The sequence below is a fragment of the Candidatus Nanosynbacter lyticus genome (assembly GCF_000803625.1).
GTDB classification, from domain to species: Bacteria; Patescibacteriota; Saccharimonadia; order Saccharimonadales; family Saccharimonadaceae; genus Nanosynbacter; species Nanosynbacter lyticus.
This window is the reverse complement of sequence record NZ_CP007496.1, coordinates 580,913-602,456: the sequence shown is the minus strand read 5'-3', so window position 1 is coordinate 602,456 and position 21,544 is coordinate 580,913. Positions and strand designations below refer to the sequence as shown.

At 45.0% G+C, this 21,544-nt stretch carries 25 protein-coding genes and 1 tRNA gene; 17 read left to right on the top strand and 9 right to left on the bottom strand.

Features of this window, described 5'->3' with window-relative positions:
* The first annotated feature begins 125 nt into the window (after window positions 1-125).
* Complete coding sequence (gene dnaK / locus TM7x_RS03185; RefSeq protein WP_039327780.1) at window positions 126-2,018, top strand: molecular chaperone DnaK; 1,893 nt, start codon at window positions 126-128, stop codon at window positions 2,016-2,018.
* A 77-nt stretch (window positions 2,019-2,095) separates the two neighbouring features.
* Here the strand turns inward: dnaK and TM7x_RS03180 are convergent, their stop codons facing one another.
* Window positions 2,096-2,749, bottom strand: coding sequence for a superoxide dismutase (locus tag TM7x_RS03180; RefSeq protein ID WP_039327777.1), 654 nt, complete (start codon window positions 2,747-2,749; stop codon window positions 2,096-2,098).
* An 81-nt stretch (window positions 2,750-2,830) separates the two neighbouring features.
* Here TM7x_RS03180 and dnaJ point away from each other — a divergent pair, with 81 nt between their 5' ends.
* The 11 genes from dnaJ to ruvA all read left to right on the top strand — a co-directional run bounded on the left by dnaJ (window position 2,831) and on the right by ruvA (window position 11,760).
* Window positions 2,831-3,937, top strand: coding sequence for a molecular chaperone DnaJ (dnaJ, locus tag TM7x_RS03175; protein ID WP_039327776.1), 1,107 nt, complete (start codon window positions 2,831-2,833; stop codon window positions 3,935-3,937).
* Between the two features lie 69 nt (window positions 3,938-4,006).
* A complete protein-coding gene (locus tag TM7x_RS03170) occupies window positions 4,007-4,513 on the top strand; it encodes an ATP-dependent zinc protease family protein (RefSeq protein WP_052198857.1) in 507 nt (168 codons plus the stop codon).
* Complete coding sequence (locus TM7x_RS03165; RefSeq protein WP_039327774.1) at window positions 4,513-5,430, top strand: RimK family alpha-L-glutamate ligase; 918 nt, start codon at window positions 4,513-4,515, stop codon at window positions 5,428-5,430. The genes TM7x_RS03170 and TM7x_RS03165 overlap by 1 nt, the downstream gene beginning before the upstream one ends.
* Before the next feature lie 24 nt (window positions 5,431-5,454).
* Window positions 5,455-5,946 carry a DUF192 domain-containing protein gene (locus TM7x_RS03895; protein WP_052198856.1) on the top strand — a complete coding sequence of 164 codons (492 nt, stop codon included), beginning with the start codon at window positions 5,455-5,457 and terminating at the stop codon, window positions 5,944-5,946.
* Entirely contained in the window at window positions 5,943-6,422 is a 480-nt protein-coding gene (locus tag TM7x_RS03155; RefSeq protein ID WP_039327772.1) for a hypothetical protein, read from the top strand. The genes TM7x_RS03895 and TM7x_RS03155 overlap by 4 nt, the downstream gene beginning before the upstream one ends.
* 47 nt (window positions 6,423-6,469) lie before the next feature.
* Window positions 6,470-6,546: transfer RNA gene (locus tag TM7x_RS03150), tRNA-Lys, on the top strand.
* A 62-nt stretch (window positions 6,547-6,608) separates the two neighbouring features.
* The gene (locus TM7x_RS03145) at window positions 6,609-8,060 is read left to right on the top strand and encodes a ComEC/Rec2 family competence protein (protein ID WP_039327771.1); all 1,452 of its coding nucleotides are present in this window, start codon (window positions 6,609-6,611) and stop codon (window positions 8,058-8,060) included.
* A 47-nt stretch (window positions 8,061-8,107) separates the two neighbouring features.
* A complete protein-coding gene (locus tag TM7x_RS03140) occupies window positions 8,108-8,824 on the top strand; it encodes a YebC/PmpR family DNA-binding transcriptional regulator (RefSeq protein WP_039327769.1) in 717 nt (238 codons plus the stop codon).
* A gap of 101 nt (window positions 8,825-8,925) precedes the next feature.
* Window positions 8,926-10,662 (top strand): lamin tail domain-containing protein, encoded by a 1,737-nt coding sequence (locus TM7x_RS03135; protein WP_039327767.1) that lies wholly within the window; start codon window positions 8,926-8,928, stop codon window positions 10,660-10,662.
* Window positions 10,663-10,703: 41 nt separating this feature from the next.
* Window positions 10,704-11,177: a crossover junction endodeoxyribonuclease RuvC gene (gene ruvC, locus TM7x_RS03130; RefSeq protein WP_039327765.1), complete on the top strand. Its 474-nt coding sequence runs from the start codon at window positions 10,704-10,706 to the stop codon at window positions 11,175-11,177.
* A 7-nt stretch (window positions 11,178-11,184) separates the two neighbouring features.
* Window positions 11,185-11,760 carry a Holliday junction branch migration protein RuvA gene (gene ruvA, locus TM7x_RS03125; RefSeq protein WP_039327763.1) on the top strand — a complete coding sequence of 192 codons (576 nt, stop codon included), beginning with the start codon at window positions 11,185-11,187 and terminating at the stop codon, window positions 11,758-11,760.
* A 56-nt stretch (window positions 11,761-11,816) separates the two neighbouring features.
* Here ruvA and TM7x_RS03120 read toward each other — a convergent pair whose 3' ends face one another.
* Window positions 11,817-12,365: a DUF4352 domain-containing protein gene (locus TM7x_RS03120; protein ID WP_039327761.1), complete on the bottom strand. Its 549-nt coding sequence runs from the start codon at window positions 12,363-12,365 to the stop codon at window positions 11,817-11,819.
* Between the two features lie 182 nt (window positions 12,366-12,547).
* Between TM7x_RS03120 and ruvB the strand changes: the two genes are divergently transcribed.
* Entirely contained in the window at window positions 12,548-13,549 is a 1,002-nt protein-coding gene (gene ruvB / locus TM7x_RS03115; RefSeq protein WP_039327760.1) for a Holliday junction branch migration DNA helicase RuvB, read from the top strand.
* A gap of 55 nt (window positions 13,550-13,604) precedes the next feature.
* Entirely contained in the window at window positions 13,605-14,435 is an 831-nt protein-coding gene (locus TM7x_RS03110) for a PH domain-containing protein (RefSeq protein WP_039327759.1), read from the top strand.
* On the opposite strand, the gene TM7x_RS03890 is transcribed toward TM7x_RS03110, so the two are convergent.
* Window positions 14,436-14,828 carry a type II secretion system protein gene (locus TM7x_RS03890; protein WP_052198855.1) on the bottom strand — a complete coding sequence of 131 codons (393 nt, stop codon included), beginning with the start codon at window positions 14,826-14,828 and terminating at the stop codon, window positions 14,436-14,438.
* A gap of 67 nt (window positions 14,829-14,895) precedes the next feature.
* On the opposite strand from TM7x_RS03890, the gene recA reads away from it, so the two are divergent.
* Genes recA through TM7x_RS03090 form a run of 3 tightly spaced genes read left to right on the top strand, consistent with a single transcriptional unit; the run spans window position 14,896 to window position 17,171 of the window.
* Complete coding sequence (gene recA, locus TM7x_RS03100; RefSeq protein WP_039327757.1) at window positions 14,896-15,951, top strand: recombinase RecA; 1,056 nt, start codon at window positions 14,896-14,898, stop codon at window positions 15,949-15,951.
* Window positions 15,951-16,475, top strand: a complete 525-nt coding sequence (locus TM7x_RS03095; RefSeq protein ID WP_039327755.1) for a hypothetical protein — start codon at window positions 15,951-15,953, stop codon at window positions 16,473-16,475. The genes recA and TM7x_RS03095 overlap by 1 nt, the downstream gene beginning before the upstream one ends.
* 42 nt (window positions 16,476-16,517) lie before the next feature.
* Window positions 16,518-17,171, top strand: coding sequence for a regulatory protein RecX (locus TM7x_RS03090; protein ID WP_039327752.1), 654 nt, complete (start codon window positions 16,518-16,520; stop codon window positions 17,169-17,171).
* On the opposite strand, the gene TM7x_RS03085 is transcribed toward TM7x_RS03090, so the two are convergent.
* From TM7x_RS03085 to TM7x_RS03060, 6 genes are all read right to left on the bottom strand, one after another.
* Window positions 17,168-17,755, bottom strand: a complete 588-nt coding sequence (locus tag TM7x_RS03085; RefSeq protein ID WP_039327750.1) for a PRC-barrel domain-containing protein — start codon at window positions 17,753-17,755, stop codon at window positions 17,168-17,170. The two genes, TM7x_RS03090 and TM7x_RS03085, sit on opposite strands and share 4 nt — an antisense overlap.
* 24 nt (window positions 17,756-17,779) lie before the next feature.
* Complete coding sequence (locus TM7x_RS04085; RefSeq protein ID WP_138074099.1) at window positions 17,780-17,989, bottom strand: hypothetical protein; 210 nt, start codon at window positions 17,987-17,989, stop codon at window positions 17,780-17,782.
* Window positions 17,990-18,060: 71 nt separating this feature from the next.
* A complete protein-coding gene (locus TM7x_RS03075; protein ID WP_039327746.1) occupies window positions 18,061-18,654 on the bottom strand; it encodes a hypothetical protein in 594 nt (197 codons plus the stop codon).
* Window positions 18,651-19,220 carry a PilN domain-containing protein gene (locus TM7x_RS03070; RefSeq protein ID WP_138074098.1) on the bottom strand — a complete coding sequence of 190 codons (570 nt, stop codon included), beginning with the start codon at window positions 19,218-19,220 and terminating at the stop codon, window positions 18,651-18,653. The genes TM7x_RS03075 and TM7x_RS03070 overlap by 4 nt, the downstream gene beginning before the upstream one ends.
* Window positions 19,213-20,265 (bottom strand): type IV pilus assembly protein PilM, encoded by a 1,053-nt coding sequence (gene pilM, locus TM7x_RS03065; protein WP_039327743.1) that lies wholly within the window; start codon window positions 20,263-20,265, stop codon window positions 19,213-19,215. Before pilM ends, TM7x_RS03070 begins: the two co-directional genes overlap by 8 nt.
* Window positions 20,266-20,317: 52 nt before the next feature.
* On the bottom strand, window positions 20,318-21,544 hold the full coding sequence (locus TM7x_RS03060; RefSeq protein WP_039327741.1) for a type II secretion system F family protein: 1,227 nt from the start codon (window positions 21,542-21,544) through the stop codon (window positions 20,318-20,320).

The window sequence follows — 21,544 nt, the reverse complement described above, 5'->3', positions numbered from 1 at the left end:
TGAATTAGCACTCTTGACACGGGAGTGCTAATTATTTATACTGAAATAGTTGGCACTCGACATAAAAGAGTGCTAAAATGGATATAAGAAAAACCAGATGTGATCATAATAGAAAGGGGAATCATATGGGTAAAATTATCGGAATTGACCTCGGTACGACGAATAGCGCCTTTGCGTACATGCTGGCAGGTAAGCCAGAAGTTATCGCTAACGCCGAAGGTAACCGTACCACGCCATCAGTGGTGGCGATTAATAAAAAGGGTGAACGCTTGGTTGGGCAAGTGGCACAGCGCCAACGTGTAACCAATCCAAAGAATACAATTTACGGTGTCAAGCGTTTGATTGGTCGTAAGTTTACTGACAAGGAAGTCCAGAAAGACCTCGATATCATGCCGTACCAGATTGTTAAAAAAGGTACTGGTGTGGCCGTGGAAATGGGCGACAAAGAATACACGCCAGAAGAAGTTTCAGCCATGATCCTCAGCAAAATCAAGGCTGATGCTGAAGCATTCTTGGGTGAAAAAGTTACTGAAGCGGTTATCACCGTGCCAGCCTACTTTGACGATTCTCAGCGTCAAGCAACCAAAGACGCTGGTAAAATCGCTGGCCTGGAAGTTAAGCGCATCATCAATGAGCCAACGGCCGCTGCTCTGGCGTACGGTCTGGAAAAAGGTAAAAATGACGAAACCATCGTGGTGTTTGACCTTGGTGGTGGTACCTTCGACGTTTCCATCTTGGAACTCGGCGATGGCGTGTTTGAGGTGAAGGCGACGAATGGCGACACCCACCTGGGCGGTGAGGACTTTGACAATGTCATCGTCAACTACTTCCTGGATGACTTTAAGTCTAAAGAAGGCATTGACCTGCGCAAAGACAATGCGGCCATGCAGCGACTAAAGGACGAAGCTGAAAAGGCCAAAAAGGAGCTGTCGACAGTCACTGAATATGAAGTTAACATTCCGTTCATTACCGCTGATGCTGATGGGCCAAAGCACTTTGAGCTGAGCCTGACGCGGGCTAAGTTGGAAGATTTGGTAAAAGATTTGCTGGATCGCCTGGATATACCAGTCGAAAAGGCGCTCAAAGACGCTAAACTATCCAAATCTGACGTTAATGAAATCGTTATGGTTGGCGGTATGACCCGGATGCCAGCAGTGGTTGAGCGAGTGAAGAAGTTGTTCGGTAAAGATCCAATGCAAGGTGTTAACCCGGACGAAGTGGTGGCTGTCGGTGCAGCTATTCAAGGCGGCGTGTTGGCAGGCGACGTCAAGGACGTGCTGCTGCTGGATGTGACGCCGTTGAGTCTTGGTATTGAGACAATGGGTGGGGTGTCGACCAAGCTGATCGAGCGCAATACCACCGTACCAACCAGTAAGTCGGAAGTCTTCTCGACGGCTGCCGACAATCAGCCGCAAGTGGAGATCCACGTCTTGCAGGGTGAGCGCGAATTCGCTAATGACAACAAGAGTTTGGGTCGCTTCGTGCTTGACGGTATCGCGCCAGCACCGCGCGGCGTGCCGCAGATTGAAGTGACGTTCAATATCGACGCGAATGGTATCCTCAACGTTACTGCCAAGGACAAGGGCACTGGCAAGGAGCAATCGATTACCATCCAAAACTCTGGCAACATGAGTAAGGAAGATATTGAAAAAGCCCAGAAAGAAGCTGAGTTGCACGCTGATGAAGATAAGAAAAAGCGTGAAACCGTTGATGCTAAAAATCAGCTAGAAAACGCCATCTACCAGGCAAAGAAAATGCCGGATGAGTTCAAAGATAAGATTTCTGACGACGACAAAAAGGCGATTGACGAAGCAGTCAAGGAAGCGGAAAAGCATAAAGACGCTGATGACAAAGACGAGCTGGAAGCAGCAGCTAAGGCCTTGCAGGACGCCATTATTCCAATCGGTGCCAAAATGTACCAGCAATCCGCTGAGGAAAGCAAGACTGATGAGTCTAAGGACGACAAAAAATCTGACAAAGACGAACCAGTCGAAGGCGAGGTGGTTGATAAGAAGTAGTCCTCGCTGCCAATGAAAAAATACCGCTCTAATAATGGGGCGGTATTTTTATGAATTGTAGCCGCTGATTTACGTCACTATGTTGTAATAGTATCGGCCAGGCGATTCCAGTCTACTACCGACCACCAGACGTCGACATATTCGGCGCGGCGGTTTTGATAACGTAGATAATAAGCATGTTCCCAGACGTCAAGTCCGAGTAGCGGCACTAGGCCGTGAGTAATGGGATTGTCTTGATTTGCAGTTGACATAATCGACAGTACGCCGCTATCATCTCGCACTAACCACGCCCAGCCTGATCCAAAATGCCCCGTAGCCGCCTTAGTAAAAGCTTCTTGAAATGCTTTCACCGAGCCGAAGTGCTTCGCTAGTGTTGCTGCCACGGTTTTATTTGGTTGATTGTTTGTCTCCACTGGTCGCATATACTGCCAAAATAAACTATGATTTAGATGGCCTCCGGCATTATTAATAATTATAGTCGTAGAGTCTTTGAGTGTGGCTGCTGCGTCCGTTAAAATCCACTCTAAAGCTGCCCGCTCACCCCGCTCGTTATAGACAGTGTGCAAGTTATTGTAAAATTCAGGCTGCTTGAATTGTAGGGATTCTATTGCGGCATTTAGGTTGGCAATGTATGTTTGGTGATGCATCGTGTGATGAATACGCATTGTCTCGTCGTCGATAGCTGGCTCTAGCGCATCATAATCATATGGTAGTGAAGGTAATGTAAACATAGTACAATTATAACACTAGGCGGTGGCGGGACTATTGGCACTCTTGCATGGTGAGTGCTAAACGAGTATAATATATACAATATGAGTAAGCGTGATTATTATGAAGTTTTAGGCGTGTCAAAAAGCGCTTCTGAAGATGAGATAAAAAAAGCCTTTCGTAAGCTAGCGGTAAAATATCATCCTGACAAAGAGGGCGGTGATGAAGCTAAGTTTAAGGAGATAAATGAAGCTTACGAGGTTTTGAAGGACAAGCAAAAGCGCCAGCGCTATGATCAATTTGGTCATGCCGGTGTCGGCGGCGCTTCAGGTGGTGGTTTTTCTGGTAATCCGTTTGAAGGTTTTAGCGGATTTGGTGGCCAGAATGTTCATTTTGATTTTGGTGACGGCGGTCTGGGTGATATATTTAGTCAGTTTTTTGGTGGCGCGCCTGGCGCATCGGGTGGTGGTCGTCAGCGCGGGCGTGATATTGAAACTAGTGTAACTCTCAGTTTTGAAGATGCAATATTCGGTACAGAGAAGAAAATTAGTTTGTCGCTAGAGGACGAGTGTGAGCATTGTCATGGTGATGGTGCTGAGCCGGGGTTTGGAATGAAAACGTGCCCGACTTGTAAGGGAGCGGGACAGCAAACTCGAACGATGAATTCGCTGTTTGGGCAAATTCAGCAGGCGGTTGTTTGTGAAACTTGTCACGGTAAGGGAAAAGTTCCTGAAAAAGAATGTTCAGTTTGTCGAGGAAAAGGCACGACTCGCCAGAATAAAGACATAACTATTAAAATCCCAGCTGGTATTGACGACGGGGCAACGATTAGATTGCGTGATCGTGGTGAGTCTGTACCTGGCGGAAGTCGAGGTGATTTGTATGTCCATATCCGCGTTAAAGCGCATAAAAAATTTACTCGCGAGGGTAATATTATTCTTAGCGAAGAGCATATTTCCATGGTTGACGCTGCATTGGGCACAGAAATTGACGTGGAAACCGTAGACGGCGTTATAACTATGAAAATTCCAGCTGGCACTCAAAGCGGTACTGACTTTAAGCTGTCAGGCCATGGCGTACCAGATTTGCGCAGTGAGTCACGCGGTCCACATATTGTGGGTATTATTGTTGATACTCCAACTAAATTGACGAAAAAGCAGAAGGAGCTTTTGGAACAATTTAGAGGCGCAAAGAAGCGTAGGCTTTTCTAGTAGTCCTTAGTTGGCTGTGGACGACCTATTGATTGATATATATCTTAAAATATGCCATAATATTTGCATATGAAAGAAAAAACGGTTATTGGATCGACTGAGTTTGTAGATTTTGGCAAACGAGCGCAAAGAGTCCCAGCTAAGATTGATACTGGGGCTGATTCAAGTGCAGTATGGGCGAGCAATATTCGTATCGATAAAGATGGTGTGTTGAAATTCTCTCTTTTTGGTAAAGGTTCGCCATATTATAACGGTAAAATATTTAAGAGAACTGATTATTCCGTGGCGAGGGTGCGGTCCGCTATGGGTCACGAGCAAATTCGTTATCGTACACATTTTTGGGTAAAAATTGGCGGTCGGAAAATTAAAATGTTGATGAATTTGTCTGATCGATCAAAAAATAATTTTCCGGTATTGATCGGCAGGAGGTCAATATCCGGTAAGTTCTTGGTTGACGTATCAAAGAAGAATGTTCCCAGAAAAAAGCCATCCGTAGCCATTAGACTTAACGAAGAAGTAAAAAGAGACCCGTATAAATTCTATAAAAAATATCATCAGAAAGACGGAGAAAAATAATGCGAATTGCGATCTTATCTAACGGCAACACTAATTATTCAACTCTTCGCCTAAAAGAAGAAGCCGAAAAGCGTGGACATCAAGTTAAAGTTGTTAAGTATAAAAACTGCTATGTTTCGATTGATGAAAAGCACCCAACGGTTATTTATAAAGGCAAAGAAATTGGTGAGTTTGATGTGGTGATTCCGCGAATTGCTAGTCACATGACAAAATATGGTACGGCGGTTTTGCGACAATTAGAGATGATGTATCCGAAGGCGTTTTTCATGAATCGCTCGATTGCGATTACTAGGGCGCGGGATAAATTGCGTTCAACGCAGTTATTAGTTAAAGCGGGCGTGTCGATTCCGAAGACGGTCTTTTCTCGAAACGCGACTGACATTGATTCACTCATTGAAGAAATTGGCGGTATGCCGGCGATTATTAAGTTGGCGCGAGGCACTCATGGTAACGGTGTCGTCTTAGCTGAGACAAAGAAGGCTGCCAAGTCGGTGCTTCAGGCGTTTTATTTAACTAACTCTGACGGCACAAACGTGTTGTTGCAGGAGTTTATTAAAGAGTCAGCTGGAACTGATATTCGTGCTTTTGTGGTTGGTAGTCAAGTGGTAGCGAGTATGAAACGACAGAGTTTGGATGATGATTTTCGTAGCAATCTTCACAAGGGTGGCGAGGGAAATAGTATAAAATTGACTGACGCCGAACGGAAGATGTGTGTAAAGGCGGCTAAGGCGATGGGTCTAACGGTTGCTGGTGTCGACTTTATGCGATCAATTCGTGGCGCCTTGGTTCTGGAGGTGAATGCTAGCCCAGGCTTTGGTATCGAGAAGATAACGCGGCGTAATATTTCCGGTAAAATAATTGATTATATTGAGCGTAACGCTAAGCGCGGCAACAAAAAAGATAAAATCGGCGCTTAAGCATAAACTTGTTATAATAAGTTTATGGACGAATCTCGTCATCTAACAGCAATCCAGACTGCTATTAAATGGTTTTTTGTTTGTGGCATACTGGCTGTTATTGGTGGCGCGGTTTTTTGTGTATTTCAATCGGTGTCGCCAAAAACGGAGATTGTTTATTTAAATAAGACAATGCTTCGTGCGGAGATTGCTGACAATGAAGATTCGCGTCGAAAGGGTTTAGCTGATCGGTTAGGAATAGAGGATAATTATGCGATGCTGTTTGTATTTGATAGTGTTGACCGCCATCAAATGTGGATGAAAGATATGAAATTTTCGGTAGACATCATTTGGATTAATGAGAAAAAACGCATTGTCCATGTGCAGCATAATGTTAAGCCGGATGCTGAGCCTTATGAAAAATATAAACCACCAGTCCCTGCAAAATACGTCTTAGAGGTAAAGGCTGGTATTGCTAAGAGAGCGAGCGCGACAGTAGGCTCGGTAGTAAAATTTGATTTGGAGGATAATAAATGAGCGTAATAATTTTATTCGGGGCAATTTTAGCGATAGTTTTTACGATTGCGTTTGTATCGTCTCGTCGATTCGGTCCGTTGGCTTTATCACTAGCGGCAGGATTTTTGTTATCGGAGTGGTGGGCAAGCTGGCTGACTGGGTTGCTGGACGGATTAAAGTTGGCGGTTAGTTGGTTGCCAAATGGTGTGATTGCGGCATTGACCTTGACGTTGATTCCACTATTTGCGCTACTGCTGGGCGGACCGAGATATCAATGTAAACACGAAAAGATTATTTCTGCGGTGGCAATTGCCTTTTTAACCGCCTCGCTGCTTGTTGTACCGCTGGGAAAATATGTATCGCTGGACGGGCAGGCTCTAGATTTGTATAAAATATTTGCTAATAACTGGCGTTATATTGCTACACTGGGGTTGGTGTGTGGTGTAATTGACTTATTCATGTTACATACTGGCGGGCATAAGCCTGGCAAGCATTGATATTTTAATTGATTTGTGATAGGATGAAAGAAGCGGATATTCCGATTGGGTCCATAGCTCAGCTGGTTAGAGCACCTGCCTTTTAAGCAGGGTGTCCCGGGTTCAAGCCCCGGTGGACCCTCCAATTTTGAAATCGACTCCTTTTGGAGTCTTTTTTCTTATCTATAATCTGGCTATACTTTAAATATGAATAGCCGTTTATTTGAGAAAATTCATATTTCTTGGTTGGTGGCGGCGTGGTGTTTGGGACTGACAGTTGGCGTCATTACTATTCATTATTTGCCGCGGTTGGTGATGTTTGAGGCGTGGGCTTTGGTGGTTGGGCTAGGATTGATGGCTGTGGTAATGGCTTGGCGGTTGCGAGTGCTGATGATTGTTGCAATTATTTCTGGCGGTTTGGCGGGGATGTGGCGTGGTGAGCTGGGTCGAGCCGGTTTGGAGGTGTACGATTCGCTGATTGGTAAAACTGCCGCTATTCAAGGTCGTGTTTTGGAAGACCCCGACATTGATAAGAAAGGGCAAACGGTGTTGCGATTGAGTAATTTACGGATCAATGGCGAGAAATTGGCAGGACAACTATGGGTAGTGACGGCTGATAAGCGTCCCATTAAACGCAGCGACATCGTTCAAGCTCAAGGAAAATTAACGACCGGATTTGGCGCTTTTTCGGCGAGTATGTATCGGGCGAAAATCATTAGAGTCGAGCGTCCAGTGCCTGGTGACGTGGCGGTTGGGGCGCGCGATTGGTTTGCTGAGCGGGTGCGCAAACATATTACAGAGTCTGAGTCAGCGCTGGGTTTGGGATTTTTGTTGGGGTTACGGCGAGCCATGCCGACGGAGCTGAGCGATAATTTGAAGATTGCTGGACTGACGCACATTGTGGTGGCTAGCGGTTACAATTTGACAATTTTGGTGCGCCTGGCGCGGCGGTTATTTGCCAAGCGGTCAAAATATCTGGCAATGCTCAGTGCGGCAACGATGATTATTGGCTTTATGGCGGTAACAGGCTTGAGTCCGAGCATGTCGCGGGCTGGTCTGGTGGCGGGACTCAGTTTGGCAGTCTGGTATTATGGGCGGACGATTCATCCGCTGGTGCTGCTGCCAGTCTCGGCGGCGATTACGCTGATGGTCAATCCGCAATTTGGCTGGGGTGATTTGGGCTGGCAACTGAGCTTTGCGTCGTTTACGGGCGTGATCATTCTGGCACCGCTGCTGCACAAGTATTTCTTTGGCGATAAAGAACCTGGTGCGTTTCGGCAAATTCTGGTTGAGACGCTGTCAGCACAGATTGTAACACTGCCACTGTTGATGATGAGCTTTGGTGTGGTTAGTAATGTAGCATTGATCGCTAATATGCTAATTTTGCCGTTCGTGCCGCTGGCGATGCTGCTGACGTTTGCGTCAGGCGTGCTGGCGATGGTGCCGATGATTGGCGCGGCCATTGCCCTGCCGACAACCTGGCTGCTGGGTTATATGATTCAGGCGGCCAACTGGCTAGCCGGCCTGGAGTGGGCGCAGATGGAAGTAAATATTACTTGGTGGCAGTGCGGTTTGATGTATGCGGTGATGATTGGCGCCATGTTGTGGATGAAAAAGCAGACCAAGCTAAACCTTGGCAAGGTAAATATTGTTGAGTAGTGTATAATAGTAACAGATTGAATATAGATAAACGGTAGGAGAAGTGTATGTCAGGACATAGTAAATGGGCAACGACGCACCGGCAGAAGGCAGTTGTTGATGCAAAGCGTGGCGCGATTTTCACGAAGTTGGGTAATCAAATTGCGATTGCAGCACGTGGCGGTACAGACCCATCCTTAAACTCAAGTTTGGCGATGGCGATTGAAAAAGCTAAGGCGGCCAACATGCCAAGTTCTAACATTCAGCGAGCAATCGACCGCGTGGCGGATAAGAGCGCGGCGGCACTGGAGGAAATTACCTATGAAGGTTACGGCCCGGGCGGCGTCGGCATTATCATTGAAACAGCGACCGATAATCGTAATCGCACCTTGCCAGAAGTAAAAACGGCGTTGGTGAAAAACGGCGGGCGAATCGCTGACGCCGGCAGTGTGGCGTTTCAGTTTACCCGCAAGGGGGTAATCACTGTGGAAGGCACGGGCGAGGAATTGCTCCTGCAAGTGCTGGATGCTGGCGCTGAAGATGCGGTCGAAGAAGACGGCGAAATCATTATTTACACGGAGTTGAAGGATTTGGCGAGTGTTAGGAATAAATTGGTCGAGCAGGGATTGAAAGTAAAAGACGCCGAGCTGCGCTATATTGTTAATACGCCAATTGAGATTGCAGATTCAGAAACCGCACAGAAATTAATGAAAGTTATTGATGCACTGGATGACCTGGATGATGTGGTGAATGTACACACCAATGCCGATATTACTGCGGAATAAAAATTAATGTCAGAAAAAATCGCTCCTTTTTTGGAGTGGTTTTTATTTTGGCGAAAAGTACGCTACACTAAGAGTTAGTTAACCATAAGCAAGGAGCGAGCATGAAATATTTGCGTAACACACTACTTATGACACTAATCGCGGCATTGATCATGCCGTCGCCGTCAGTTTTGGCGGTTGCTAATGCGGGAGCTGAGGCGGCATCTGGCGGTGACATATCACAGACGACTGAGACACCAGCAAACGACATATTACCATCCAGCCCCAACTCAGCTGCTACTGCGCCTTCGTCCCAACCAGAGCCAAACCCAGCTGACGAGCAACCAACTGCAAAACCGGTAGCACAACCTAATCCGCCAGCTGCCGAGCCAGCACACCCAATCTCTCAGCCAGCACCAATAACTGACGAAGCACTCGAAAAAACAGCGCCATTGTTGATCTCAAAAGTTAGCCCCGACAAGAAATATATTGAGCTGTATAATCCAACAGACAGTAATGTGAAGCTAGCGGGTTGGAAAATTGAACACTATAAGGCTGATGTAAAGACTGGTGGAAAAGAGTTTAAAAATGAGGTTATTTTAGCCAATGACTTTTTGGTGATTTCAAATGATCCGACACTAACAAAAGCGGTGAAGTTTGATAAGGTACCGAATATGATTCAGGGTGAAGGGTCAGTGGTGTTGTCGCGATCTGACGGGTCAACTGCCGATGTTGTTGGCTGGGGTGAGGCAAAGAAATTTTTGGGTGCACCGGTAGCTGGTGGTGTCAAAACTATCTGGCGCTGTTTTGCTGGTAAGCTCATCGTTGATTCGAAAAATAATCTGGCTGACTTTTCATCAAACAAAACAGCTGATGATCAGGAAGTTGCGCCATACGCACGTCCGCATTGCAAAACTCCTGAGTCACCAAAACCACTGAATAAGTGTGAAGGTTTGAAGCTGAATGAAGTTGCCTCTCATGTTGACGAGCCGTTCATCGAACTAGTGAATGTGAGCGACAAGGCCATCACGACAGCTGGCTGTAAGTTGGAGACTAGCAGTAATAATTCACAAGAAGTACTTGGTGATATTGAACTGAAGTCTGGCGAGTTGTGGGCGGTTAAGGTGAAACATACGAAATTAAAATTGCCAAAAATGAAGGGTAAGGTGTATGTCCTGGACGAGGCTGGCGCGGAAATTGACGCCACTGAATATGACAAAATGCCAAAGGGCGCCTCCTGGAGTTTGCTTGACGGTGAATGGGTCCAAACGTTTGCGGTGACTGAGGGTGCTGCCAATGTGTTGAAGGAATATGCAGATTGCCAGGCTGGCTATATGCGTAATGAGTCGGGTAAATGCTTGAAAATTCCAACGCCGCCTACTGTGTCTGATGTGTTGGCGCCGTGTCCAGCTGGTCAATATCGGCATCCTGAAACGCGTCGCTGTCGGAAAATCGAAGCAGCAAAAACCGTAACGCCATGCAAAGAAGGATACTACCGCAGTGAGGAAACTGGTCGCTGTCGCTCAATTGCCTCGGCTGCTGCTAAAACCTTGAAGCCCTGTCCTGATGGTCAATTTCGCAACCCAGCAACTGGTCGTTGTAAGAAAATTGCCGCTGCCGATGATATCCTAAAAGACTGCCCGGAAGGTTTTGAGCGCAATCCAACCACTCGGCGTTGTCGGAAGATAAAAACCGCCAGCATACCAGTTGTTGGTTCAGCGACAGCGGGTGTTCAGCGCGTTGCTGGCGCGACCTGGGGTTGGTGGGTATTTGGTGGCGTTGGCTTATTGGCGGTAGGCTACGGTGCGTGGCAGTGGCGATGGGAGCTGTCGCAATTGATACGACGATTGCGGCGATGAGTTAGTGACCGAGTAGTCAAATCATTGCTATAATACATACCATGAGAATTATTGGTATCGATCCAGGCACAGGTATTTTGGGCTTTGGTGTGATTGATTTTTCGGGCGGTAAGTTCAAGCTGGTCACTGCGGGTGTCGTCAGAACACCAGCTCATACGCCGATTGATGAGCGGCTGGAGGAGATTTTTGACAGTTTGACGGAGATTATTACAGAGACTAAGCCTGATGTGATGTCGATTGAAAAATTGTTTTTTGCGCGTAACGTGACGACGGCAATTTCCGTGGCAGAAGCGCGTGGCGTGGCGATGTTGACGGGCCGAAAGGCAGGGCTGCCGATTGCCGAATATACGCCGCTACAGATCAAACAGACGTTGACGGGCTATGGCAAGGCTGATAAAAAGCAAGTCCAGGAAATGGTGCGCTTAAACTTGGGACTAAAGGATGTGCCAAAACCAGATGATTGTGCTGATGCTCTGGCGGCGGCAATTACCCACGCAGCGATGAATCGGGTATAATTGAATTATGATTGCACATGTTTTTGGAAAAGTTGCCGAGAAATTTAATGGGTCATTGGTGATTGACGTTCACGGCGTTGGCTATGAAGTTAGCGTGGCGGCTGGTGATTTTGACGCGGTGGTGCTGGACCAGGATGTCAAGTTTTATACCTATCATCATGTTCGTGAGCAGGCGGAAGAGTTGTTTGGTTTTTCAAGTCTAGCAGCAAAGAAAATGTTTGAAATGCTCATCACGGTTCAGGGTGTTGGTCCAAAAGCCGCATTAGCGATTCTTAGTCTCGGCGACGCGGAGCAGGTGCGTAACGCCATTGCTAACGCCGACAGTGCGTTTGTGCAAAAAGCTGCTGGCGTCGGTAAAAAAACTGCCGAGCGGGTGGTGGTTGATTTGAGTGATAAAGTTGGCCTGCCAACACAATATGGCCAAGCGGATGCACCAGTTCAGACTGAACTAAACACCTCTGACGAGGCACTGGAAGCGTTAATGGCGTTAGGCTACACTTTGGCTGATGCTACTAAAGCACTGGAAAATGTTGATGTCAATCTGCCAACAGCACAGCGGGTGACTGAGGCATTGAAGCGATAGTAAATATAGAAAAGGACGCTAAAGGCATAGCGTCCTCATAATGTTAATTAGATTTTTTATGGTTCAATAATAATTTTCTTATTTGACCAGAACGATGGTTGGTAATGAATTTTAATTTTTGAGTCTTTTGCAACCTCAAAAATAACAGAACCCTCTTTTTTACCATTGACTGCCAAGTTGCCAGACCCCAGGCTATCACTTGCAGTGAAGGCTGTACCACTTGGTCCTTCAATGGCACCGTTTGCATCTTCAACTTTCCAATCAAATGTGTTGAAAGATAATTCTCTATTTGATTTGTTAACGATTGAAACATTTGCTTTAATATATTCTTTGCCATCGCTAGCTTTAATGAATTGATTGCCAGAGTCCCAATTGCGATCAATTGACTTGATTGTTACTTCCTTGCCATCAAAAGCGATAGTTTCGCCAACTTTGAAAGTGGTCTTTTCGGTTGGTTTATTTTCCGAAGTAGCGTTATTATTGTTTGTATTGACGACAGTGGCTTTGTTCTGTTGCGATGCGCTGTATGCTCCAATCGCAATGATAACAATAATTACCCAAAACCAAGCCTTTTTAAAAACTGGTTTTTTCTCGCTTGTATTCATCGTCCCCTCCTATGAGATGTGCCGTCCAACAAAAAGGACAGCCGTTAAATTTGGCTGTCTACACCTAGAACGCAAGTTTACGCTCGATAACGGCTGCCCATTATGCACGTAAACAATGCGTTCAAAACGCTTGGCTCTAGATGTAGACACCCCTATTGTACTACAAATGATATAATTAGTGTATGGCAATTGAGAGAATAGTCGACACTAGCTCACATAGCGATGATGCCGAGGAGCAGCGGATTGAAGTTAGTTTACGTCCGCAGAGTTTTAGCGAGTATGTTGGTCAGGAGCGGTTGAAGCGCAACTTACGCTTGGCGATTGACGCAGCCAAGAAGCGTAGTGAGCCACTGGATCATGTGTTGCTCTATGGCCCGCCAGGGCTGGGTAAGACAACCATGGCGACGGTGATCGCCAATGAGATGGGGACAAATTTGCGTATTACAAGCGGCCCAGCCATTGAAAAAGCTGGCGATTTGGCGTCAATTTTGACCAATTTGGCTGACGGCGATATTTTGTTCATTGATGAAATTCATCGGCTCGGTCGGGCGGTGGAAGAGATTTTATATTCGGCCATGGAAGATTTCAAGCTGGATATCGTCATCGGCAAAGGGCCGGCGGCTCGGTCGATTCGGTTAGATCTGCCGCGATTTACGGTCATCGGCGCAACAACGCGGACGGGTAGTCTGGCAGCGCCGCTGCGTGATCGATTTGGACATATTTATCGATTGGAATTTTATGAGCCAGAGGACATCGCTAAAATTGTGACGCGGAGTGCAGCCATCCTGGAGTCATCGATTCGGCATGAAGCAGCGAACTTGTTGTCGACGCGGGCTCGCTTGACGCCGCGCATCGCCAACCGTCTGCTCAAGCGCGTACGCGATTATGCCGATGTGAACGGCGATGGCATAATTGATGTAAAAACAACAGCGAGCGCCTTGGAAATGTTGGAAGTAGACGAGCTGGGATTAGACCCAGCTGACCGTAATTTACTGCAATCAATCCTGGAAAATTATGGTGATAATCCCGTGGGGCTAACGACCATTGCCGCTCTGACTGGTGACGAAGCGACGACGATTGAGGATTTTTACGAGCCGTATTTGCTGCAAATTGGCTTCATTGAGCGTACGCCACGTGGTCGGCGAGTTACCGTTAAAGCAAAGCGACATCTGAAAAATAGGTAAAATTATTAGATTAGTTAAGTCGAATATACCGAAGAGGGTATGTTATAATATTGTCATGAATCCGCAAACACCATCGGAAGATTTGACGCAGCCAGTAGCTTATGATGCTGACGGCCGCCCGCTTTATCATCACCCGCCTCAGACTGGCAGACCAGCTCCGGTGGTGGCGCAAACAAACTCTCATGTAACGACGCGTCCAGGAATTATTGATGGGGAGAATTTTGATCCGCGATTGCGCAGTCAATACGCTAATGAGCCGCAAGTTGTGCATGTAGCGCGCGAGATTGATCCAAAGCCTTTTACTATTAGCGATGAGCTGAAAAAGAAACATGAAAAGTCAGTTCAGCAATATCCAAATCTTAATTTAAGCGAGGGTGAGTACGTAATTTTAGATATTAAGCGTCATCCAATTGGCATGTTGATTCCAGCGATAGTTTCAATTTTTTTGGTAGTGATAATTATGATATTCGTGCTGTTTTATCCGTCAATTGCTCGCGATTCAATCCTGCCAATTATGCCTTCCGTCACTGATATTTTTGGTGTAGCGATGCTGCTTATTGGTCTTGTAGTGCTTGGCGGCGCGGTATCTCTATGGATATATCTACAGAATCAATTCTTCATGACTAATGAAAGTGTCATTCAGGAAATCCAAGAAAGCCTGTTTTCTCGACGTGAGCAGACGGTGAGCCTGGGTAGTATTGAGGATGCTAGTTTCCGACAGTCGGGGATTATCCAGACGATATTTAATTACGGCACTATTCGTCTTAGCACCGAGGGTGAAGAAACGACTTATAGATTTCATTTTGTAGCAAATCCGCGTGAGCAGATTGCGATTATCAATAACGCTATTGAGGACTTCAAAAACGGTCGTCCTGTTGACGATTAATTATTTGTGGCGACTTTCTTTTATGTAGTCGTCTTCGCCAATAAGGGTTGCGACCAGTTTATAGGATTTGCATTTTCCTCCATTGCAGTTTGAGGATTCGTAGCGATAGCTACTGTCTTTTTCGCCAATTTTCTTACCATTTGGGTCTTTTAGTAACTCAGGGTCCATAGTCGACAATGTCGAGTCTTCTAATTTCTCTGGGTAATAGCCATTTTTAACGTAAAAACCTTCTTCCAGACTATAATGCATGGCGTTAATCGCGGTGCGTTTTTTTGTGTTGTTTGACTCATTGGTTAATTTGGTATATTGCGAAAAACCTAATATTGCAATAATGATCAAAAAAGTTGCTACAACCAGAAGTTCAATAATCGTGAAACCGTTTCGCTTATTCATGAATTTAATTATAGCAAATATTGTGACAAATCGGTATAATAAAGGTAGTAACTAAGGAGGGAATGCTATGGCAAAATCAGACAGTAAAACAGTAAATTCAGAGAAGCCAAGTCAAGCATCAGATAAAAAAGTTGATGACGGGAAATTGAAAGCGTTAGGTCTGGCGATGGATCAGATCACTAAGCAGTTCGGTGATGGATCAATTATGAAGCTTGGCGAGGCTCATAAGGTTGATGTTGAGGTAATTCCTTCGGGCGCTCTAAGTTTAGATTTAGCTTTGGGTGGCGGTTATCCAAAGGGTCGCATTATTGAGATTTATGGTCCGGAAAGCTCGGGTAAGACGACATTGACTCTACACGCCATTGCTGAGGTCCAAAAGCAGGGCGGTACGGCAGCGTTTATTGATGCCGAGCATGCGCTTGACCCAAGCTACGCCAAGCGTTTGGGTGTGGATACGGAAAATCTGCTGGTGTCACAGCCAGACAATGGTGAGCAGGCGTTGGAAATTGCAGAAACGCTAGTTCGATCAAATGCGGTTGATTTGGTTGTGGTTGACTCGGTGGCAGCGTTGACACCGCAAGCAGAAATTGATGGCGACATGGGTGATTCGCACATGGGTCTGCAGGCACGGCTGATGAGCCAAGCACTGCGTAAATTGACTGGTATCATTAACAAATCGAAAGCGACAGTGATTTTCATCAACCAAATTCGCATGAAGATTGGTGTGATGTTTGGCAATCCTGAGACTACGACGGGTGGTAACGCACTGAAGTTTTATGCCTCGCAGCGGGTGGATATTCGCCGGATCGGGCAGATCAAGGTTGGTGATGACATCATCGGTAACCGCACCAAGATCAAGGTGGTGAAAAATAAGATTGCGCCGCCATTCCGCATCGCTGAGTTTGACATTATGTATAATGAGGGTATTTCTAAGACTGGCGACATTCTGGACTTGGCGGCTACGCACGGCATTGTTGAAAAATCGGGTGCTTTCTATAAGTATAACGGCGAAACTATTGGTCAGGGGCGTGATAAGTCTAAAGCTTACCTAAAAGAAAATCCTAAAGTTTTGGCGGAAATTGACCAGAAAGTTCGTGATAAAGTGAAGGAAGCGGAAAGTTAATGCGAGCAGTAGAGTCCAGATATTCAGCCGAAAAGCATATGGCGTCAGTTAATCTTATTTTTGATGACGAGCAGACTACTTACCTTCGAGAACTGTCGGAAAAAATGAATCTTGATTTCGGTGAGTTTATTCCGCACGCAACGCTGATCAATGTAGCTGAGCAGGATATACCGCGTCTCAAGTTAGCTGCCGCCGCGCTGCCGTCCCTAGACAAACTGGTACTTGACGGTGTCAACTTCTTGCCAGATGAAGTTGGTAACTGTGTTTGGGTTGAGTTGCGCGTACAGAAAACCTCCTGGATGGTTGAAGTGCGTCGGAAGTTGCTTGAAATACTGGACGACATTCATCCAGGGCTGGATATCGATGGATTTCGTCCACGCATTACGCTTGGGTGTGTCGAGGCTGGTACGCTTGGCGATGTCAATATGAGTGCCATTCCGCGCCAACTGCCGGTTATTACTAAGCCGCGTGCCGCTGCTTGTTATAACGGCGTACATGGCAAAGTGGTTGAGGTAGTCGAATAGTCCACCAGTAGCTACGTATAGTTTTAGTGCTATAATAGTTTTATGAAAATCACCGATATTTCTCTTCAGGCTCGTGATAAAAATCGTGTCAATGTGAGTGTCGACGGGAAATATCGTTTTAGCTTGGACGTATTTCAGGTCGGTGAATTGGGTGTTAAAATTGGTCGCGAATATACGGAAGAGGAAATTTCGAAACTAGAAGACGATAGTCAATTTGGCAAGTTGTATGCTAGGTCTATAGAATACTGCTTAATGCGTCCGCGAGCCATCAAAGAAGTGCGTGATTACCTGCGTCGGAAAACGCTAGCCACTCGTCGACGTTCAGTGAAAACTGGAAAAATTATTGAGCGTCCTGGAATAAAGCTGGAGATTACCGAGCGCGTCTTGGATCGTCTTATTGAGAAAAAATATTTGGACGATGAAAAATTTGCTCGATTTTGGTTTGAGCAGCGATTTATAAAAAAAGGCGCCAGTATTCGTCGTTTGAAATTGGAACTGGCGCAAAAGGGAATTGATAATACAACAATTGAGTCGTTAGTTAAAGAGAATATTCGCTCTGATGACGAGGAATTGCGGAAGGTTATTGATAAAAAACGTTATCGATATAGCGACCAGCAGAAGTTAATGCAATATTTGGCTAGACAGGGTTTTTCTTACGACGACATTAAGAAGGCTCTTGAAAACCCAAAAGATTAATCAACTTTTGTAGATTCTGGTTGCGGACGAGGCTGCTTGCGAAAAGGATTGTCGTAAGAGTTTATGTTTGGAGCGGGTGTTTTTTCAGCTATGTGTGATATTGTTGCTGATTTTACAATAATCCTATCGTCAGTTACTTTAACGATCTGCGAGCGGTGAATAAGCAATTCCGTATCGCCAAAACTTTTTAATAGTGGTAGACGGACCCGCAATTGTTGGATAATAAAATTACCAGCGGCTAAGGTGTAGCCAATGACTTTTCCGATTTTATGGTTTTTCTCGTCGGTAACTAATTTGTCTTTTAGTCTAAAATCTATATCGTAAATTTCTTTTATGGCAATAACATCATCAACACCAATAATTTCATCAGTTGAATCAATAATCATGCCTAGCGGCCCAATTTCTCTGATATCATTAACACTAAGTAAGCTTGGATATTGATCTAAAAGGCGCCCCTCAAGCTCATAGGCAATCACAGATAAGTTCTTTGGATTGATAATTTCTCGTGAAGTTCGTGCTAATTCTGAGCCAGTCTGTAGGCTCATGACAGGCGTATTAAGAAAGCGGTCCGAAGAAATAAGCATAATCTTAGTATATATGGTTATATTTTATTCAGCAAATGGATTAGATCGTCCGGCGGGCAAAGTTAGTGAATCATTACCGGAAGTTGAAGTGCGAAAATTCTTAATTATCTTCATAGTTTTTTTATCAAATGTCGCTGATGAAGCTGGGGCTGGCTCACTAGATATTGAAAGGAGACCGCTTAAGGTAAATATAGCAATTGACAGTCCTCCGATGACGGCTATGCTGTAGATCATAACATGAAATCGCCACAGAAACTTTGATAGAGGCTTTATAATTGGTTCAAGCTGTTCTGATATCGATGGTTTCATCTTGTGTACACCTTTACTTCAAATTCTTGGACTGACACCTCGCGACTGTCTGGTGCTCTGGAAATCGCAACGCCTGATAGCTGCATACGAGTAACGTTTTTCTCAATCAAATTAAGGAAATGTAGAAAACGTACGTAGTCAATTTTTTCACCTAGCTGGATAGATACGAAGGTGCTTTTAATGCCAGCCGGTCCAGTATTGGTTTTCTTTTTTGCGGCTGGAGATTGGGCTGAATTTTTTGAATCGCTCTGGAAAGTAAACGAGCGAATTGGAATACCTGCGCGGTCGGCATAGGTTGATAAATCTTGTACAATTTGATTTTGATATTGATACATCTTTGACTCGGAAACTATATTTTTAGCTTTTTTAGCAATGTCAGAGTTTTTGTCGAGCTGATCTTTTAGGACAAGCAGATTCTGTATTTTCGAGTCAATAGCTACTGCTTCGTTTTGCATTTTTCCGACGTCTTCTGATGCTTTACTGAGGAATGAGTAGGCAAAAGTTACAGCGCCAATCATTGCAGCCAGAATAACAATGAGCAGTAATGTCATAATAATGCGCATGATGCTGGCATTTAATACTTTTTTCATTGCTTTAACACCTCCGGCTTCGGCGTAACACTAATCGTTATTACGACGGGGTAGTCTGAGGACTTTTCTGCTTTTCCGTCGCTATATACTATGCTTTCTAGGTGGACATCTTTAAAAATTTCTGATTTCTCAAGATTTGTTTTTAGTCGTATAGAGTCGTCTTTAGTTTTTCCAAGTGCGATTAATGATATTGGTTTATCTAGAGCGGAAGTGTCTAAGGTTAGTGATTCTAAAACTATACCAGACGGAATGTGCTGGGCAATTTTAGGAATAATTGATGAGTAGTGAGCCTCGCTGCCAATAATAGCCTTAGCATCAGCTAGGTCTTTTATAAATCCATCAACGTCTTTTTGAGTTGATTGGTGTTGAGCTAGTTTGGCGTTTCCTTCGTTAATATTGTTTTGGGCTGCTGTTTTACTGTTTTCTAGGAATAGATAAAATCCGCCGATTGTTAAGAATAACAAGCCGGCAAATACCAATGATATTATGCAGTATCGCCTTAGTATTATATTGACCCGTCCGGCTCTGATCTGCTTTTTTTCTTGAGGAGGCAGAAGATTAATCATAAATATCCTCCTGTCGAATAAGCGCTAGTCCTGCGACGGGCGAAAGCTGGGACCTCAATTGTTTGGCTGGCTGTTCGAGATTACCGAAATTTAATAACTGCCATGGGCTGGCTACGCGGGCTGGCATTAATAGCTCATTGGTGAAAAATTCTCCAATTCCTGGCACATTTCCGCCGCCACCAACGATAAGTATCTGTTCAATTTTTCTCTCATCCGGGAATCGGTCGGTGTAGTATCGCATAACGCGTTTAATCTCGTTAGTCATTTTATGCAGACTTGGCTGCAGAGCTCCGGTAATGCGAGCTTGCCTTGGTCCAGGATTGAGCCCATTTAGGACTTTAAATTGATGAGCAGTTTCAATTGGCACGTTCATTTTCTTAGCTAGGTTTAGGGTTAGCGTGTAGCCGCCAACATTAGACCCTCCAGTCACGCGGATATCAGAGTCTAAGATAGCTATGTCGGTAGCTGATGTACCGATATCAACGATAACTGTTGGTAGCATGCCTTCTTCGGTTTTCTTTAGGAGCCTTGATATCGCATTAATATTTGGCTCGATAGCTGCAACTTCTAATCCGCATCGCTGCGCGGCATCTAGCATGCTGTCAATCATCTTTTTTGGAGCGGCACACATTAGCACGCTAAGCTCATCTTTTGAGCGATTGATAATTCTGTAATCTACATAAAGTGAATCAAGTGGAGCTGGAATATACTGTTCAACCTCCAGATTTACCGCACTAATTATATTAGCTTCTTCTTTCATGGGCAGGGTGAATGTCCGCGAAAATGTTCGGCTGGTTGGAATACCAATAGCTACGCGATTACTGTCAATCTGTCCAACAATGTTATTCTTTAATAGCTCTTTTATGTTTTGAGCTAGGTATTCAACGTTATCATTAGAATTGCCATCATTTTGTTGGGAGTCAAGGTTAATTGAGCCATAACCATGAACCAGCATACGAGTTTTGTCAATTGACATAATTTTAATGCTCGTTCTACTGATATCTAAGCCGATTATTGGTTTTTTTCTATAAAATATACTCGACACTTTCTTCTTCCCACCTATATACCAGTATTATAGCATAAGCTTTTTTGAAAAACTATCCCTTAACTTGTCCTGCCATGCTGGTAATTGGCCCCATCACACTGACTGCCACCAAAGCAATCACGCCACCCATTGCCACAATCATTACTGGCTCGATAATGGAACTGACTCCGTCAATCGCAGTGTCAACTTCTTCTTCGTAAAAGTCGGCAACCTTGATAAGCACTTTGTCTGTTTGTCCAGTCTCTTCACCGACAGATAGCATCTGAGCAACAATTGGTGGATACAAATCATCCCTCTCGGCGATAATCCTCGACAAGACTTCACCATTTTGGACGCGCTTGGTGGCTTCCTTCAAGGATTCTTCGTAGACAACGTTGCCAACTGCGCGGGAGGTGACGTCCAGAGCCTCTAACACGGCTACGCCGGCGCCGATGAGAGCGGAGAAGGTTCTTGTGAATCTTGCAATTGCTACTTTTCTAACAATTGCCCCAACCGCAGGAACCTTAATGATGATGTGGTGGAATTTAACGCGTCCCTTTGGGGTTTTAATGTAGCGAATTAGTGCCCAAATTCCGCCGATGAATGCCGGGACAATCAAATACCAGAATGACACCATAAAGTCGCTAATGCCGAGCATGATTTCAGTGAGCAGCGGCAGCTTAGCATCTGGCCCACCCATGTCTTTAATAGTCTTACCGATGACTGGAATGATAAAGGTCATCAAAATAAAGAATGCAATGATGGTTATTGCCAAAAGAACGATTGGGTATGTCATAGCCCCTTTAATCTTTTTCTTCATGGATGAGTTTTTTTCTTGTTGCAAGGCTAATCGTTTCAAAATGTCGTCCAGAATACCTCCGGTTTCACCAGCGGCTACCATATTGACGTAGATGTCATTGAAGGTTTCTGGATGTTTTCCTAGAGCATCAGCAAATGACATACCACCTTCGATGTCTTTAATGACAGCATTAATTGTTTCTCGGAAACCGGCGCTCTCAGCGTGCTTGGCCATTGAATTTAGCGAACGAAGAATCGGTACGCCAGCTGAAACCATGGCACTTAATTGGCGTGTAAACATCACCAACTCGTCAGTTTTGGCGCCTTTCTTTTTTTTGCCAAACGAAAAACCGGCAGATTTTTTTGCACTTTTTTCTTCGATTTTTATCAATTGTCCGCGTGATTTTAAGGTGTTGATGGCTGATAGTTTATCGGCCGCCTCTATTGTTGAGGAGACGGTCTCTTTTTTCTTATTGATAAGTAAATATTCAAAGACTGGCAT